This is a genomic window from Streptomyces hawaiiensis (assembly GCF_004803895.1).
Lineage (GTDB): Bacteria > Actinomycetota > Actinomycetes > Streptomycetales > Streptomycetaceae > Streptomyces > Streptomyces hawaiiensis.
In genome coordinates this window covers 1,710,966-1,725,204 of sequence record NZ_CP021978.1, presented here as the reverse complement: position 1 = coordinate 1,725,204, position 14,239 = coordinate 1,710,966, and the positions used below count along the sequence as shown (strand labels likewise).

At 70.4% G+C, this 14,239-nt stretch carries 14 protein-coding genes and 1 tRNA gene; 10 read left to right on the top strand and 5 right to left on the bottom strand.

The annotated features are described in order from the left end of the window. Positions 1–40 precede the first annotated feature (40 nt). Positions 41–865, top strand: coding sequence for a GNAT family N-acetyltransferase (locus CEB94_RS07950; protein WP_175431493.1), 825 nt, complete (start codon positions 41–43; stop codon positions 863–865). Positions 866–896: 31 nt separating this feature from the next. On the opposite strand, the gene CEB94_RS07945 is transcribed toward CEB94_RS07950, so the two are convergent. Next, positions 897–1,421, bottom strand: a complete 525-nt coding sequence (locus CEB94_RS07945) for a DsbA family protein (RefSeq protein WP_175431492.1) — start codon at positions 1,419–1,421, stop codon at positions 897–899. A gap of 173 nt (positions 1,422–1,594) precedes the next feature. Between CEB94_RS07945 and CEB94_RS07940 the strand changes: the two genes are divergently transcribed. Beyond that, positions 1,595–2,032 carry a hypothetical protein gene (locus tag CEB94_RS07940; RefSeq protein WP_175436930.1) on the top strand — a complete coding sequence of 146 codons (438 nt, stop codon included), beginning with the start codon at positions 1,595–1,597 and terminating at the stop codon, positions 2,030–2,032. 155 nt (positions 2,033–2,187) lie between these two features. After that, positions 2,188–2,385 carry a hypothetical protein gene (locus CEB94_RS07935; RefSeq protein ID WP_175431491.1) on the top strand — a complete coding sequence of 66 codons (198 nt, stop codon included), beginning with the start codon at positions 2,188–2,190 and terminating at the stop codon, positions 2,383–2,385. A gap of 83 nt (positions 2,386–2,468) precedes the next feature. On the opposite strand, the gene CEB94_RS07930 is transcribed toward CEB94_RS07935, so the two are convergent. Continuing rightward, positions 2,469–3,029, bottom strand: a complete 561-nt coding sequence (locus CEB94_RS07930) for a CGNR zinc finger domain-containing protein (RefSeq protein ID WP_175431490.1) — start codon at positions 3,027–3,029, stop codon at positions 2,469–2,471. A gap of 290 nt (positions 3,030–3,319) precedes the next feature. Then, complete coding sequence (locus CEB94_RS07925) at positions 3,320–3,733, bottom strand: SsgA family sporulation/cell division regulator (RefSeq protein ID WP_004002642.1); 414 nt, start codon at positions 3,731–3,733, stop codon at positions 3,320–3,322. 191 nt (positions 3,734–3,924) lie between these two features. On the opposite strand from CEB94_RS07925, the gene CEB94_RS07920 reads away from it, so the two are divergent. The 7 genes from CEB94_RS07920 to CEB94_RS07890 all read left to right on the top strand — a co-directional run bounded on the left by CEB94_RS07920 (position 3,925) and on the right by CEB94_RS07890 (position 12,409). Next, complete coding sequence (locus CEB94_RS07920; RefSeq protein ID WP_175431489.1) at positions 3,925–4,383, top strand: TIGR02611 family protein; 459 nt, start codon at positions 3,925–3,927, stop codon at positions 4,381–4,383. 46 nt (positions 4,384–4,429) lie between these two features. After that, positions 4,430–4,501: transfer RNA gene (locus CEB94_RS07915), tRNA-Val, on the top strand. Between the two features lie 1,286 nt (positions 4,502–5,787). Beyond that, entirely contained in the window at positions 5,788–7,077 is a 1,290-nt protein-coding gene (locus tag CEB94_RS07910; protein ID WP_175431488.1) for an ABC transporter substrate-binding protein, read from the top strand. Then, positions 7,077–8,078 (top strand): carbohydrate ABC transporter permease, encoded by a 1,002-nt coding sequence (locus CEB94_RS07905; protein ID WP_175431487.1) that lies wholly within the window; start codon positions 7,077–7,079, stop codon positions 8,076–8,078. Before CEB94_RS07910 ends, CEB94_RS07905 begins: the two co-directional genes overlap by 1 nt. Continuing rightward, on the top strand, positions 8,075–8,962 hold the full coding sequence (locus tag CEB94_RS07900; protein WP_175431486.1) for a carbohydrate ABC transporter permease: 888 nt from the start codon (positions 8,075–8,077) through the stop codon (positions 8,960–8,962). The genes CEB94_RS07905 and CEB94_RS07900 overlap by 4 nt, the downstream gene beginning before the upstream one ends. A 7-nt stretch (positions 8,963–8,969) precedes the next feature. Next, positions 8,970–9,560, top strand: a complete 591-nt coding sequence (locus CEB94_RS07895; protein ID WP_175431485.1) for a hypothetical protein — start codon at positions 8,970–8,972, stop codon at positions 9,558–9,560. 113 nt (positions 9,561–9,673) lie between these two features. Then, a complete protein-coding gene (locus CEB94_RS07890) occupies positions 9,674–12,409 on the top strand; it encodes an exo-rhamnogalacturonan lyase family protein (RefSeq protein WP_175431484.1) in 2,736 nt (911 codons plus the stop codon). A gap of 98 nt (positions 12,410–12,507) precedes the next feature. Here CEB94_RS07890 and CEB94_RS07885 read toward each other — a convergent pair whose 3' ends face one another. Both CEB94_RS07885 and CEB94_RS07880 read right to left on the bottom strand, forming a co-directional pair. Then, complete coding sequence (locus CEB94_RS07885; protein WP_031139070.1) at positions 12,508–12,714, bottom strand: hypothetical protein; 207 nt, start codon at positions 12,712–12,714, stop codon at positions 12,508–12,510. A gap of 12 nt (positions 12,715–12,726) precedes the next feature. Further along, on the bottom strand, positions 12,727–14,082 hold the full coding sequence (locus CEB94_RS07880; RefSeq protein WP_175431483.1) for a type III PLP-dependent enzyme domain-containing protein: 1,356 nt from the start codon (positions 14,080–14,082) through the stop codon (positions 12,727–12,729). Between the last annotated feature and the right edge of the window lie 157 nt (positions 14,083–14,239).

The window sequence follows — 14,239 nt, the reverse complement described above, 5'->3', positions numbered from 1 at the left end:
TCGGCTGACCAAAGCCGTGGTTGCGGGTAGAACACCCCTGATGACCACGACCCTGCGGCCGACCGAGCCGCTTCAGCAGAACGCCGACGGGACGCGCTCACGCCGCTTCCAGGTGTGTGTGAACAGCCGTTCCGTGGGGGCGATACACCTCGGCACACATCCCGTGTTCGGCACCGGGGTGGCCCGGATCACGAAGCTGCACATCGACGAAGCGGACCGCAGGCGCGGCCGGGGCACGGTCGCCGCGCTCGCCGCGGAGGAGGTGGCGCGCGGCTGGGGGTGCCGCCGTATCGAGGCGGTGGTCCCCGCCGCGTCCGAGGCAGGCCTCCGGCTCGCCACCGCGCTCGGCTACGTCGTCCGCAACCGCGGGATGGAGAAGGCGCTCGCCGACACCCCGCCGGACCTGCCGGAGGGCAGCCGGGCCCGGCCCATGACCGAGGCGGAGTTCGGCCCCTGGCTGGAGAAGGGCAAGGAGGACTACGCCCGCAGCTGGGTCGAGCGGGGCGTCCCGGAGGCCGAGGCCCGGGCCAAGTCGGAGCGCGACCACGCCACCCTGCTGCCCAACGGCCCCGCCACCCCCGGCATGCTCATCAGCGTCGTCGAACACCGGGGGACACCGGTGGGCACGCTGTGGCTGGCGGTGCGCGAGAGCAGCGCCTTCGTCTTCGACGTCGAGACCGACCCCGCCCACCGGGGGAAGGGGCACGGCCGGACCCTGATGCTGCTGGCCGAGGCCCAGACCATCGCCGAGGGCAGGCGGACCCTCGGCCTCAACGTCTTCGCCGGCAACGCCCCGGCCGAACGGCTCTACGCCTCACTCGGCTACGAGACCGAGCAGTACGCCATGTACAAGCCGCTGCTGTAACACCCTGGGACCGGAAGCCGGGCAAGGGTGATCAGTGCCCTTGCCCGGCCAGCAGCCGGTCCGCGATCTCCTCGATCCGCTCGCGCAGCCCCTCCTGGCTCTTGCCGCCGTCGAGCCGCTCACCGCCGATGACGTACGTCGGGGTGCCGGTGACACCGATCGCCTTGCCCTCGGCCTGGTCGGCGTCCACGATCAGGATGTGCCGGCCGTCGACCAGCGCGGTGTCGAACTCCTCGGCGTCCAGGCCCAGTTCCCGGGCCAGCTCGACCAGGAAGGGTTCACCCGCACGGGCCAGCTCCTCGACCCGCCCCAGCAGGGCCTCCGCGTACGGCCATCCCCGGCCCTGCTCCCACGCCTCCTCCGCGGCCTGGGCGGCGGCGAAGGCGTGCTTGTTCTTCTCCAGCGGGAAGTGCCGCAGTCGCAGCTCCAGCCGGTCGCCGTAGCGGGCGCGCAGGGCACGGAGATCGTCCAGCGCGGTGCGGCAGTCCGGGCACTGGAGGTCGCACCAGACCTCGAGGACGGGGGCGGCGGAACGGTCGGGGGTGGAGTCGCTCATGCCGACAGTCTTCCAGCAGTCGTGGCCGGGGGCGGCCCGCACCGGCACCTGCGGAGGAGGTGACCCGGAGATGTCCCTGATGTCGGGCCGGGGCATGGCCCGCCGGGGGACGGCGGGTGCAGGATGGAAGGGACGAAGTGCCCGACCCGACCGCGCCACGCCTGGAGGACCGGATGATTGCCGAGACCGTCTGCTCCGCCGTGTCCGCGGCAGGCCTGGGCATTGCGGTCGTCACGGCGTACCGCAAGCGCTACCTCGCCGCGGTCCGTGTCGCGGCGTACTCCCTCGTCCCGATCGGCCTGGTGATGACGGGGGTCGTCGAGTGGCTGGCCGACACCGCCTTCAGCCCGACGGCCTGGGCCGGGTTCGGGGTGCTCGGCGTCGCGTGGGTGCTCTTCATGACCACACGAACCGTGGAGCGCCGCCGCGGCGGCACTCGCAAGGAGCGCCGGGCGGCGGCCCGCGCGGCCGACCGGCCCGACGCGGTGGCCCCCGCTGCCTCGGCGCCCTCCCTGGGCCAGGGCTCCCGCCCGGCGACCAGGCCCGCGCCGGCGTCCCGCGGCGACGACTTCAGCGACATCGAGGCCATCCTCAAGAAGCACGGCATATGACGACCGCCCCCCCGGGGCTGAATCGTCACAGTGGGTCCTCCGGTGCGCGGAAGTGATCACAACCTGAACCGGACCTCACGGAATCGGTGCACTCCCGCACGGAACGAGGGCACTGATCGCGTGCGGCGGGGCGACTGCGTCATCATCGCGGCGAGATGCTGGACACGACGAATCAGAGCGACCCCGCACCGCCGCGGGACGGGCTATGTCCCCCGCTGGACGAGCCACTTCCCCGGCAGCACGAGCCGCGCGGCTGCCTCTTCGCCCTATCCCAGCCACCGCTGATGATCTTCCTGGCGGTGATCGGGAGTCTGCTGCTCATGGCCTCGCTGCACGACCTGCTGCTGCTGTGAGCCTTACCCGCGGCACCCGGCGCCATCCGCCGGGGCCGCGTCGGCATCGACGCCCTCCCGAGCCAGCGCCCCGGCGACGGCTGTCAGCCCGCGGCCTCCTTGCGGCGCGCCCGGTACGCGGCCACGTGCAGGCGGTTTCCGCAGGTGCGGCTGTCGCAGTACCGCCGCGAGCGGTTGCGGGACAGGTCGACGAAGGCGCGCCGGCAGTCGGGCGCCTCGCACCGCCGCAACCGCTCCTGCTCCCCGGCCACCACGAAGAACGCCAGCGCCATCCCGCAGTCGGCGGCCAGATGATCGGCGACGGAGGCACCGGGCGCGAAGTAGTGCACATGCCAGTCGTAGCCGTCGTGGTCCGTGAGCCGGGGGGTGGTGCCGGCCGCCGCGACGAGCTCGTTGATCTGGTGGGCGGCGGCCCGGGCGTCGGGGGCGGCGAAGACGGCGGCGAAGCGCCCGCGGATCTTGCGCACCGCCGAGAGGTCGAACTCCGAGAGCACCCCGACATCGCTGATCTCGTGGTTCCGCACGAAGTCCGCGAGGGTCGCCAGGTCCGGCAGCCCGTCCGCCGCCGTGTCGTCCTCCGGTGCGGTGTTCACCAGATCGACCACGGTGTCGAGGGCGCACCGGGTGTCGTGGGTGATCAGCACGATTCGCTCCCTGGCCTGAGGGTCGGGCGGGCGCCCGCCGATGCTGGCCGATGGTAACGGCTCCACCACCGCCGGACCGCCCACATGCCCGCACATGGCTTCGAATACAACGCTGCCGGGTCCGCCGGGGTTCCCGCGCGGCGACAGCGGGGGAGGGGCGCCCGCACGCGAACCGGCGCCGTACCGCGTGAGCCGCGGTACCGGCGCCGGTGTCATCCCGTATGCGGTTGTCCAAGCCCGAGCCGTCTCCCCGAGTCGACGGCGCCGGGCGGCTTTGTGAGGGCCTCGCCCTAGCTTTCCGCCAGGATGTGCGAGAGCTCCTGGTCGAGGTCGAAGTGCCGGTGTTCCGTGCCGGGCGGCACGGCGGCGTCGGTCCGCTTCAGGAAGGACTCCAGGGCCCGTGCCGGGGCCTCGAGCAGGGCCTCGCCCTCCGGCGAGCTCAGGGCGATGCACACGACGCCCTGACCGTGGCTGCGCGACGGCCAGACGCGGACGTCGCCGGTGCCCGTAGGGCGGTGAAGTCCCTCGGCGAGGAGGTCGCGGGCGAACACCCACTCGACGGTTTCCTCGGCTCCGGTGTGGAAGGTGGCGTGCACGGCGTAGGGGTCGGCCGTGTCGTACCGCAGGCCTGCGGGGACAGGCAGGGAGGACTCGCTCGACACAACGAGGCGCAGGTGCAGCTCGCAGCTGACCGTGGTGTTCATAAGCGCCAGGGCCTTTCGCTCAGTGTGCGCTCGGGGATTCGCACGTCGGCGAAATCGACATGCCACCTACGGTGCCGTTGTAAACCCCTCTGAGTGTTTTGCGTGCGTTTACGTAACTCTTCCGGCCGAGAGATCGTTCGCGTCGTGCGTCCATTCCGGTGACTGGTTTCGCTCGGGTAGTGTTTGCCCGTATGAATGCGGGGAGTAGCGAGCCGGGCGAGGTGGCCGTGGCGTCGAACGAGACGGGGACGGGCGAGGTGCGCGGCGAGCAGGACCGTGGGCTCGGATCACGGGCGCCGGAATTCATCAAGGCCCGTCGCGTGCTGCACCTGAGCTGGCAGGTCGGCGTTTTCATCCTCGGGCTCGCGGTCGTCGTGGCCGGCATCATCATGCTGCCCCTGCCCGGACCGGGCTGGGTCGTGATCTTCTGCGGTATGGCGATCTGGGCGACGGAGTTCGTCTGGGCCCAGCTGGTGCTCCGCTGGACCAAGCGGAAGGTAACCGAGGCGGCGCAGCGCGCCCTCGATCCCAAGGTGCGGCGTCGCAACATCATCCTGACGTCGATCGGGCTGGTGATCGTGGGCGTCCTGATCGGCATCTACCTGTGGAAGTTCGGCATCGTCATGCCGTGGAAGATCGAGGACCAGTGAGCGTCACAGGCACCCGCTGACATGGGGTAATGTTCTTCCTGCGTCCGGGCGATTAGCTCAGTGGGAGAGCGCTTCGTTCACACCGAAGAGGTCACTGGTTCGAACCCAGTATCGCCCACCCGGACCGGCGGCCCACCTGCGATTGAGCAGGTGGGCCGCCGTTGTTGTATCCCCCAGTGGCCGTCGGGCCGGGGCCTCCGGTGCGGGTGCGGGTGCCGATGCCTGTGCCGGCACCGGAGGGCGGTCCGCCGGGTGCTCGCCTCCGTCCGACGGCGCCCGGGCCGCTGGAACGCCGAGAATCGTGCAGGTGCGGGGCGGGACGGGGCGGGGCGGGGCGTGCCGGGAACTCTGCGTAGCGGGCCGCTCGCGTGACCCCGTCGGGCCCGGCAGGTGCCGAGGTCCGCCATCAGGCCGATTTCGCCACCGGTCCGCCACCGGTCCGCCGCCGGACCGACCCTGTCCGCCAGGGCGCCCACGGCGCTCCTGACCTTCCGCCCGTGCGGTCGCCAGGATCTGGCGTCGGGCCGCTCGTACCATCGCCCTCTCGGTCGGCTCGTGCGGTCGTCGGGTTCTGGACGTGGGCTCGCCCGGCGGGTGTCTTCTCGGTCGGCTCGTGCGTCGTCAGGTTCTGGCCAATCGGGCCACCCGCACCGGCACGCCTCGGCCGGCTTGTGCGGGCGCCGAGCCCTGGAGGGTTCCGGGCGTCGGGCCCGCCCGTGCCGCCGCGCCTCGGCCAGCCCGCACGGCCGCTGTCCCGGACGCCGGGCAGCCAGTACCGCCACCCCCTCGACCAGCCCGCACGTCGCTGTCCCGGACGCCGGGCCACCCGTGCCGCCGCCCCCGCCGTAGCGTCGTACGGCGGCCGCCGTCGATCCTGGACAGCGCCCCACCCGCGCCGCGAGCCCCCGCCCGCCGAACCAGCCGTCGCGAGCCCCGCCTCCGGGCTGTCCACCCGCGGACCCCCCAGCAGGCCCACCCGCCCTCATCCAGCCCTCTCCGCCGCCCCGAGCCGCGGCCGTCCCGAGTCGCTGCACCGCGGCTGCGCGCCGCCCTCAGCGCAACCCCGCACCCGCAACGCCCCCCCACCCCAACGCCACATGGCCAAAACCGGCCCCCACCGCCCCCAATCCCCTCCCTCCACCCCACCGTCGTCTTTCGGTCGCGCCCGAAATCAGCCCGGCTCGTCCCTCTCCGTTCGGCGCTTCGGCCACGCGGCTGTCACCAGCGACGTCGTCCGAGCCCGCCCCCGGTTCCACCCCCTCGGTCCGCTCCGCCGCCCGGCTCCTCGGTAAGAAAATCTTGTCCGAATCATTGACGCACCCTCAGCCCCTCCGTACCTTGTGCCAGCAAGCGCTTACTTGAAACGATTCATGCGAGCGGGACGACGTGCGGGGAGGTCCAACCGTGGTGAACGGCAGGAATGTTGAGAGACGTACCGTCCTGAAGGCGGCCGGAGCCACGGCAGCCACGCTGGGGCTGGCCGCGACGACCGGCTGCGGTGGTGACGGAGGGACCTCCGCGGACGGGACGGTGACGATCCGTTACGCGTGGTGGGGTGCGGAGGACCGCGCCCAGAGAATCAACAAGACCATCGCGCTCTTCGAGAAGAAGTACCCGAAGATCAAGGTGAAAACGGACTTCCAGCCTTATCTCGACTTCTGGAAGAAGTTCAACACTCAGGCCTCCGGCGGAAATCCGCCGGACGTGTTCCAGAATGCGATCGGCTTCCTCCGGAAATACGACGCGAAGAACGTGCTGCTCGATCTCAGCGAGCAGGCCAAGGCCGGCAACCTCCGGATGGAGGGATTCCGCGCGGGCCTGGAGAAGTTCGGCGAGATCGACGGCAAGCTCCTCGGCGTTCCGGTCGGTTCGAACTCGATGGCTCTGGTCATCGACAAGCCCGTCTACACCCGTGCCGGCGTGAAGCCGGAGCAGGGCTGGACGTGGGACGACTTCGAAGCGGGCATGAAGAAGATCCGGGACAAGACCGGGCGCGCCGGCGACAGCGGCATGTACGGCACGATGTACCTCTACGACCTGTACCTGCGCCAGAACGGCAAGGCGTTCTTCACCGAGGACGGACTCGGCTTCACCGAGGCCGATCTGACGGACTGGTGGACGCGGGCCAGGAAGGGCGTCGAGGAGGGTCTCTACTCCGACCCCAAGAAGGTCGCCCAGATCAAGCCCAAGTCCGCGCTCGCCGCGGAGCTCTCGGCCGGCGAGTACACCTGGGACAACTTCACCGTCCGCTACACCTCCGAGGGCAAGAGCGAGTACGGCCTGGCTCCCATCCCGACGACGGACGGCAAGAAGACCGGGCAGTACCTCGGCTCCCTCATGCTGAGCGCCTCCAAGCGCACCCAGCACCCCAAGGAAGTCGCCCAGTTCATCGACTTCATGGTGCACGACCCCGAGGTCGCCAAGATCATGGGCTACGACCGCGGTGTACCCGCGACCCAGGCCCAGTTCGACGCGTACAAGCCGACCGACCCGGTCAACCAGGCGATAGCCGCCTACGAGGAGTCCCTCGTCAAGGCGGGTGTCCTGGAGCCCATCACCCCGCACCCGAACGGCGCGGACATCTGCGAGTCGGCGTTCCTGCGCATCGCCGAGGAGATGGGCCTGGGCAAGAGGTCGGTGGCGGAAGCCGTCAAGCAGTTCTTCAACGAGTCGAAGACGGCTCTCGGCACCTGATGGGAACCACCGTGACACACGCCCCTGCGATGGAGGGCCTGTCCCAGGACTCCGAGCCGCGGCACGGTCCGGTGAAGCCCGCGCGCCCCGCCGCCCTCAAGCGGCGGCGGCGCCGGGAGAACCTGGCCGGCTATCTCTTCATGTCCCCCTGGATCGCCGGGTTCCTGCTCCTCACAGCGGGCCCGATGGTCGCCTCGCTCTACTTCGCCTTCACCGATTACAACCTGTTCGACGCCCCCAAGTGGATCGGCCTCGACAACTTCTCCGAGATGTTCGGCGATCCGCGCTGGCGCCATTCGGTGCAGGTGACGCTCTGGTACGTCGTCGTCGGTACGCCGCTGAAGCTGCTCGCGGCCCTCGGCGTGGCGCTGCTGCTCGCCCAGAGCCGGCGGGGGCAGGCCTTCTACCGGGCCGCCTTCTACGCGCCGTCGCTCATCGGTGCGAGTGTCTCGGTCGCGATCGTGTGGAAGGCGATCTTCTCGGACGACGCGGTCGTCGACCGTACCCAGAAGATCTTCGGGATCAATGTCGGCGGCTGGACCGGCGACCCGGACATGATCATCTACAGCCTGGTGGCGCTCACCGTCTGGCAGTTCGGCGCCCCCATGGTCATCTTCCTGGCCGGCCTCAAGCAGGTCCCGCGTGAGCTGTACGAGGCGGCCGAGGTCGACGGGGCGGGCAAGATGCGGCGGTTCTGGAACATCACGCTGCCGATGATCTCTCCCGTCCTCTTCTTCAACGTGCTGCTCGAGACGATCCACTCCTTCCAGATCTTCAGCTCGGCGTACATCGTCGGCGGCGGCGCCGGGAGCAACGCCTGCGGTCCGGCCGACGGCTCGATGGTCTACACCTGCTACCTCTACGTCCAGGGCTTCGAGAACAGCCGCATGGGTCTGGCCTCCGCGATGGCCTGGCTCCTGCTGATCGCGGTCGCCCTGGTGACGGCGGTGCTGTTCTGGTCCCAGAAGCGCTGGGTGCACTACGAGGAGGGCGCCCGATGAGCGCGCAGGCCACCGACATCAAGCCCTCCGCCGGAGGCGGGGCGCTGCGTCACAAGCTGCCCGGCTCCCTCGCCTGGCACATCGGGTCCCTGCTGATCCTCGCGGTGATCCTCTACCCGGTGATCTGGGTCATCGGCGGGTCCTTCAAGAAGAGCGAGGACATCGTCGGCAGCCTGGACCTCTTCCCGGGGGACCCGGTCGTCGAGAACTACAAGAGCCTCGCCGACGGCATCGCCGACATCGCGATCTCCACGTTCTTCTTCAACTCGCTGTTCCTCGCGGTCGGCTCGGTCATCGGCATCCTGGTGTCCTGTTCGCTGACGGCCTACGCCTTCGCGAGGATCAGGTTCGCGGGCCGCAATCTGCTGTTCACGCTGATGATCGGTACCCTCCTGCTGCCGTACCACGTGCTGCTGATCCCGCAGTACGTGCTGTTCCGCAACATGGAGATGATCAACACCTACACGCCGCTGCTGCTCGGGAAGTACCTGGCCACCGAGGCGTTCTTCGTCTTCCTGATGGTGCAGTTCATGCGCAACATGCCCAAGGAACTGGACGAGGCGGCCCGCCTCGACGGCTGCGGGCACTTCCGGATCTACTGGTCGATCGTGCTGCCGCTGAGCAGGCCGGCCCTGATCACCAGCGCGATCTTCACCTTCATCAACTCCTGGAACGACTTCATGGGGCCGCTGATCTACCTCAACGAGCCCGACAAGTACACGGTCTCGCTCGGCCTGAAGATGTTCGTCGACCAGGAAGGCCTGGCCAACTACGGCGGCATGATCGCCATGTCGCTGGTCGCGCTGCTGCCGGTCCTCGCCTTCTTCCTGGCCTTCCAGCGCTATCTGATCGACGGCATGGCCACGTCGGGTCTGAAGGGCTGAGGCGGGCATGGCCGGGACCCGAGTGAAGGCACGGGGCGAGTCGGCACTGGCCGAGCGGTTCGCTGTGTTCGCCGAGTGTCTGCTGACCGGTGTGTGGATCGCGGTGGCTTCCCTGGGTGTCGTCACGTATCCCGCGGCCTTCGCCGCCGGGGCGCGGCATCTGCGGCGCCGTACCGCCCATGAGGACGGTGGCTGGCGGGAGTTCGTCTCCGACTTCCGGACGGCCGTGCGCGGCGGGTGGCTCGCCGGGCTCGCCGGATGGGCGGCGGGGGCCGCCGTGTGGGTGGACGTCCAGGCGGCCCGGGCGGGGATTCCCGGCGGGCCGCTCGTCGGGGCCGTCGGGGTCGTCGCGCTGATCGGGCTCGTCGTGACCGGGCTGCGCGCGGCGGCGGTCTGGCAGCCGGGCGCCCGCTGGCGGACGCTGCTGGCCGCCGCCGGGCGGCGGACGGTGCTCGATCCGGCCGGATCCTTCCTGATCGTCGGCGGGCTGGCCGTGGTGGCCCTGTCCGCCTGGTTCGCCGCACCATTGGCGATCGCCGTCCTCGGTGCCGTGGCGGCGGCCGCCGTCGCCGTGGAGGAGCGGTACCGGCACCGCTGAACGGCGGTGCCCCCTTCCAGGCCGGCGCCCCCGCACCGCACCTCTCTCAGTCATGCCCCTGACCACAGCGTACGGATTTGCTTCCCGCACGGACGAGGAAAGGCAGCATCGCCATGTCTCCCATCCCCCGCAGGTCCCTCCTCAAAGCGGCCGCTGTCGCCGGAGCCGCCGCACAGTTCAGCTGGGCGCTAGGGGCGCAGGACGCGCAGGCCGCCCCCAGAGCCGAACCCGCCGACGCCGACCCCGTGACCCTCGACTGGCTGGAGGACGGCGGCCTCGGCGCCGCACCCGGCTCCACCGTCGGTGTGCCCTGGCCCAAGGGCGCGTACCAGAAGGACCAGACCTTCGCGCTGACGGACGCCGGCGGCAAGTCCGTGCCCGTGCAGTCCTGGCCGATCGCCTACTGGCCCGACGGCTCCCTCAAGTGGACCGCGCACGCGGTCGCCTCGGGCGACGGCAAGCTCACCCTCGCCGCCGGGACGCCCACCGCACCCGAGAAGAAGGTCACCGTCGAGAAGCGCGGCGGAACCATCGACATCTCCACCGGCGTCATCACCGCGAAGATCGGCAAGTCCGGCTCCACCCTCGTCAAGTCCGTCACCCGCGGCTCCACGGAGATCGCGAAGAACGGCCGGCTCGTCCTGATCCGCCAGCCCGAGATCGAGGACGAGGACCAGGGCGCGGTCAAGACCGAGCGCTTCGACGGCGCGATCTCCAAGGTCGAGGTCGAGCAGGCGGGCCCGGTCCGCGCGGTCGTCCGCATCGACGGCAAGCACCGCAAGGGCGGACGCAGCTGGCTGCCCTTCTCCATCAGGCTCTACTTCTACGCGGGCGCCGACTCCTTCCGCATGGTGCACACCATCACCTACGACGGCAAGCAGGAGCCGGGCAAGGCCAGCGGCGACTTCGTCCGCGGCCTCGGAGTCCGCTTCACCGTGCCCCTGCGGGACGAGTCGTACGACCGCCACATCCGCATCGGCGGCGACGGCACCGGACTGCTGCGCGAGGCCGTCAAGGGCATCACCGGACTGCGCCGGGACCCGGGCGCGGCCGTGCAGGCGGCCCAGTTCGAGGGCAAGAAGCTGCCCGACCCCGCCACCTGGGACCAGCGGGTGACGACCCGGCTGCAGTACATCCCCGAGTGGGGCGACTACACCCTCTCCCAGCTCTCCGCCGACGGCTACACGCTGCGCAAGCGCACCAAGAAGGGGCACGGCTGGGTCGCCGCGGGCGGCGGCCGGCGCGCCTCCGGCTTCGGCTACGTCGGCGGGGCGAGCGGCGGGTTCTCCTTCGGGCTGCGCGACTTCTGGGAGAAGTTCCCCGCCCAGCTCGACATCCGGGACGCCCACACCGACGAGGCCGAGGTCACCCTCTGGCTCTGGTCGCCCGAGGCGCAGCCCATGGACATGCGCTTCTACCACGACGGCATGGGCCAGGACACCTTCCCGGAACAGATCGAAGGCCTCAACATCACGTACGAGGACTACGAGCCGGAGTTCGGCACCCCGTACGGCATCGCCCGCACCTCCGAACTCCTCTTCTGGGCCAACGACTCGACCCCGAGCCCCGACCGGTTCGCCGAGCAGGTCGAGGCCGTCCGCGTGCTGCCCCAGCTGGCCGCCCCACCCAAGCAGCTCATCAAGGCCAAGGTCTTCGGGCCGAACCTGTACGCCGAGCCCGACCGCTCCACCCCGGCCAAGGCCAAGATCGAGGACCACCTCGACTTCCTCTTCACCTACTACAAGGACCAGGTGGAGCAGCGCCGCTGGTACGGCTTCTGGGACTACGGCGACATCATGCACACCTACGACACGTTCCGGCACCAGTGGCGGTACGACATCGGCGGCTACGCCTGGGACAACTCCGAGCTGTCGCCGGACCTGTGGCTCTGGTTCGCCTACCTGCGCTCCGGCCGCGCCGACATCTTCCGCTTCGCCGAGGCGATGACCCGGCACACCGGCGAGGTCGACGTCTACCACCTGGGCAAATGGGCGGGCCTGGGCACCCGGCACGGTGTGCAGCACTTCGCCGACAGCGCCAAGCAGCAGCGCATCGCCAACACCACCTACCGGCGCTACTACTACTTCCTCACGGCGGACGAACGGGTCGGCGACCTCATGCACGCCAACGTCGACTCCGACGAGACCTTCCTCGCCCTCGATCCGCTCCGCAAGATCCGCACCGAGCCCTACACGCCCGACCGGCACGCCCTGTCGATCGGCTTCGGCACGGACTGGAGCGGCCTGGTGTCGGCCTGGCTGACGGAGTGGGAACGCAAGGGCCCCAAGTGGGAGAAGGCCAAGGCGCGCGTGTTGTCCACGATGGAGACCATCGCCGCCCAGCCCAACGGCTTCGTCCAGGGCAGTGGCCTGTACGACCTGGACACCGGCAAGTTCGCCGTCGCCGGGGCACCCAAGGTGGAGGTCTCGCACCTGTCGGCCGTCTTCGGCCTCAACGAACTGTGCGCCGAGCTCATCGACCTGGTCGACATGCCGAAGTTCAACGAGGCGTACTTCGACTACTGCCGCTACTTCAACGCCACCAAGGCCGAACAGGCGGCCCGCTACGGCTCCAACTTCGGCAACCTGCTGCTCTTCCAGGGCCACTCGCGCCTCGACGCCTACGCGGCCGTCAAGACCGGCGACGAGAAGCTCGCCAAGCGGGCGTGGGAGAAGTTCTACAACTCCGACGGCTACAAGGAGTCGGCGCCCTGGCGGACGGAGAAGCTGAGCGGCCCGGTCGCGCTGGTGCCGGGCAGCGAGGCCACCTGGGTGTCCACGAACGACACCGCGCTGTACGGCCTCGCCGCCATCGAGAACCTGGCACTGCTCGGGGACAAGATGCCGTAACGGGGACTGGACGAGCGGATCCCGTGGCGAGGCATCGGGATCCGCTCGTCCGTGGCCTGTCGCGACAGCGGCGCCTGCCGTGCGATGCCCGGCACGCCCTAGTCGATGATCTGGTTGAAGAACAGGACGGCCGGGGCCACCACCCCGCCTCCGACGCTCACCGCGACCGGCCACACATTGCCGGCCAGCGCAGCCAGGACAGTGGCACCGATGCCGACCAGGGCTGCGAGCAGGAAGACGATCGCGGCGCGCTGACTGAGGAGCGGCCCGTCCCGGCCGGGCCCCCGGCGGTCGGCCTGTGCCACCTCGGTGCTCCCTTACCCGACGCCGTGAACGGGCTCGTGCGCCGGTTGCCGCAAGGGCGCGGCGTAGCCTTCCGAGCCCGGCACGTCCCACGGATCCTGCGCGGGACGCAGGAGTTCGAAGCGGACACCGCCGCCGTCACCGCCCGTCCGGACCCCGTGCACGGCGGGCTCCGGCAGGCTGTTGTAGTGGAAGGGCGTCGAGAAGTAGTAGGCGCCGGTGTCCGGGACGGTGATGATGTCGCCGGGCTCCAGGAGCGGCAACCCCCGGTCACGCGCCAGCAGGTCCCCGGCGAAGCAGGCGGGTCCCGCGATGTCCTGGCGGACCGGCCCGCCCCGCTTGGCCCTGCCGCTTGCGTCGTGCGCCTCGATCCGCAGGGGCCAGGCGTCGGGGTTGAACACCGTCCGGGTGGCCACCTGTACACCGGCGTGGGTGACCGCGATCGGCCGGCCGCCCATGCTCTTCGTGTACTCGACGTACGCGGCGGTGAACCCGTTCTTCGCGAGGACCGAACGCCCGAACTCGGTGACGATCTCGTACCCGCCGGAGAACAGCGCGGGCGCCTGGGCGCGCAGCTGCTGGACGTACGTGCCGAAGGTCGGCGCTGTCTCGTCGTCGGCGAAGTTGACGGGCAGTCCGCCGCCGATGTCGATGCCGACGACCTGGCGCCGGCCGAGCGAGGCGTTGACCTCCTCGGCGAACGCCACGGCCCGCGCGACCCCGCCGGCCATGAGGTCGAGCGGGCAGCCCTGCGAACCGGCGTGGGTGTGCACCCAGGTCAGCCACGGGTGGTCGTGGTAGGCGCGCAGGAGCCGCCGTCGGCTTCCCGGGTCCGCCAGGGGAACGCCGAATTTCGAGGTGCTCGTCGCCGTGCTCATCGCGGCGATGCTGCCGCCGCCGAGCTGGGAGTTGACGCGCACCCCGATCCGCGACACCGGGGCGCGATCGCCCAACGCCCGGTCGATCCGGGCCAGTTCCTGGTAGTTGTCGGCGTTGACGGTCACACCCAGGTCGAGGGCGTACCGAAGTTCGGCCTCCGTCTTGGCCGGAGAGTCGAACACGATCCGGTCCGGTGCGAATCCGGCGGCCAGCGCACGCGCCAGCTCACCCGCGGTGGCCACCTCGCAGCCCATGCCGAGCCGCCGCAGCTCCGCCAGCACCGGTACCAGGCAGTTGGCCTTGGCGGCGAACGCGTGCAGCACGCGCGGGGGAGAGGGGAAGGCGCGGTGCAGGGACCCGACGGTCGCGGCGACGCCGTCGAGGTCGACGAAGGCGGCCAGCGGGGACCGCCCGGCGTCCAGCAGTCCCTGCCGCACCGCTTCCTGGAGGATCCGTTCGCGCCGCTCGGCGGCGGCTGTCAGTCCGGTCATGGTGAGCCTTCCGGTGTCGTACGCGCAGCGCCCGGGACCGCCCCGGGGTGGAGTACCAGGCTGCTGTCCGCACCGGGACGGCGTCTTCGTCGAGTCGGCAAAGACGCGGGCCTCGCCCACGGCGGTCGAACGCAACAACCCCCGTGCCGGGCAGAGG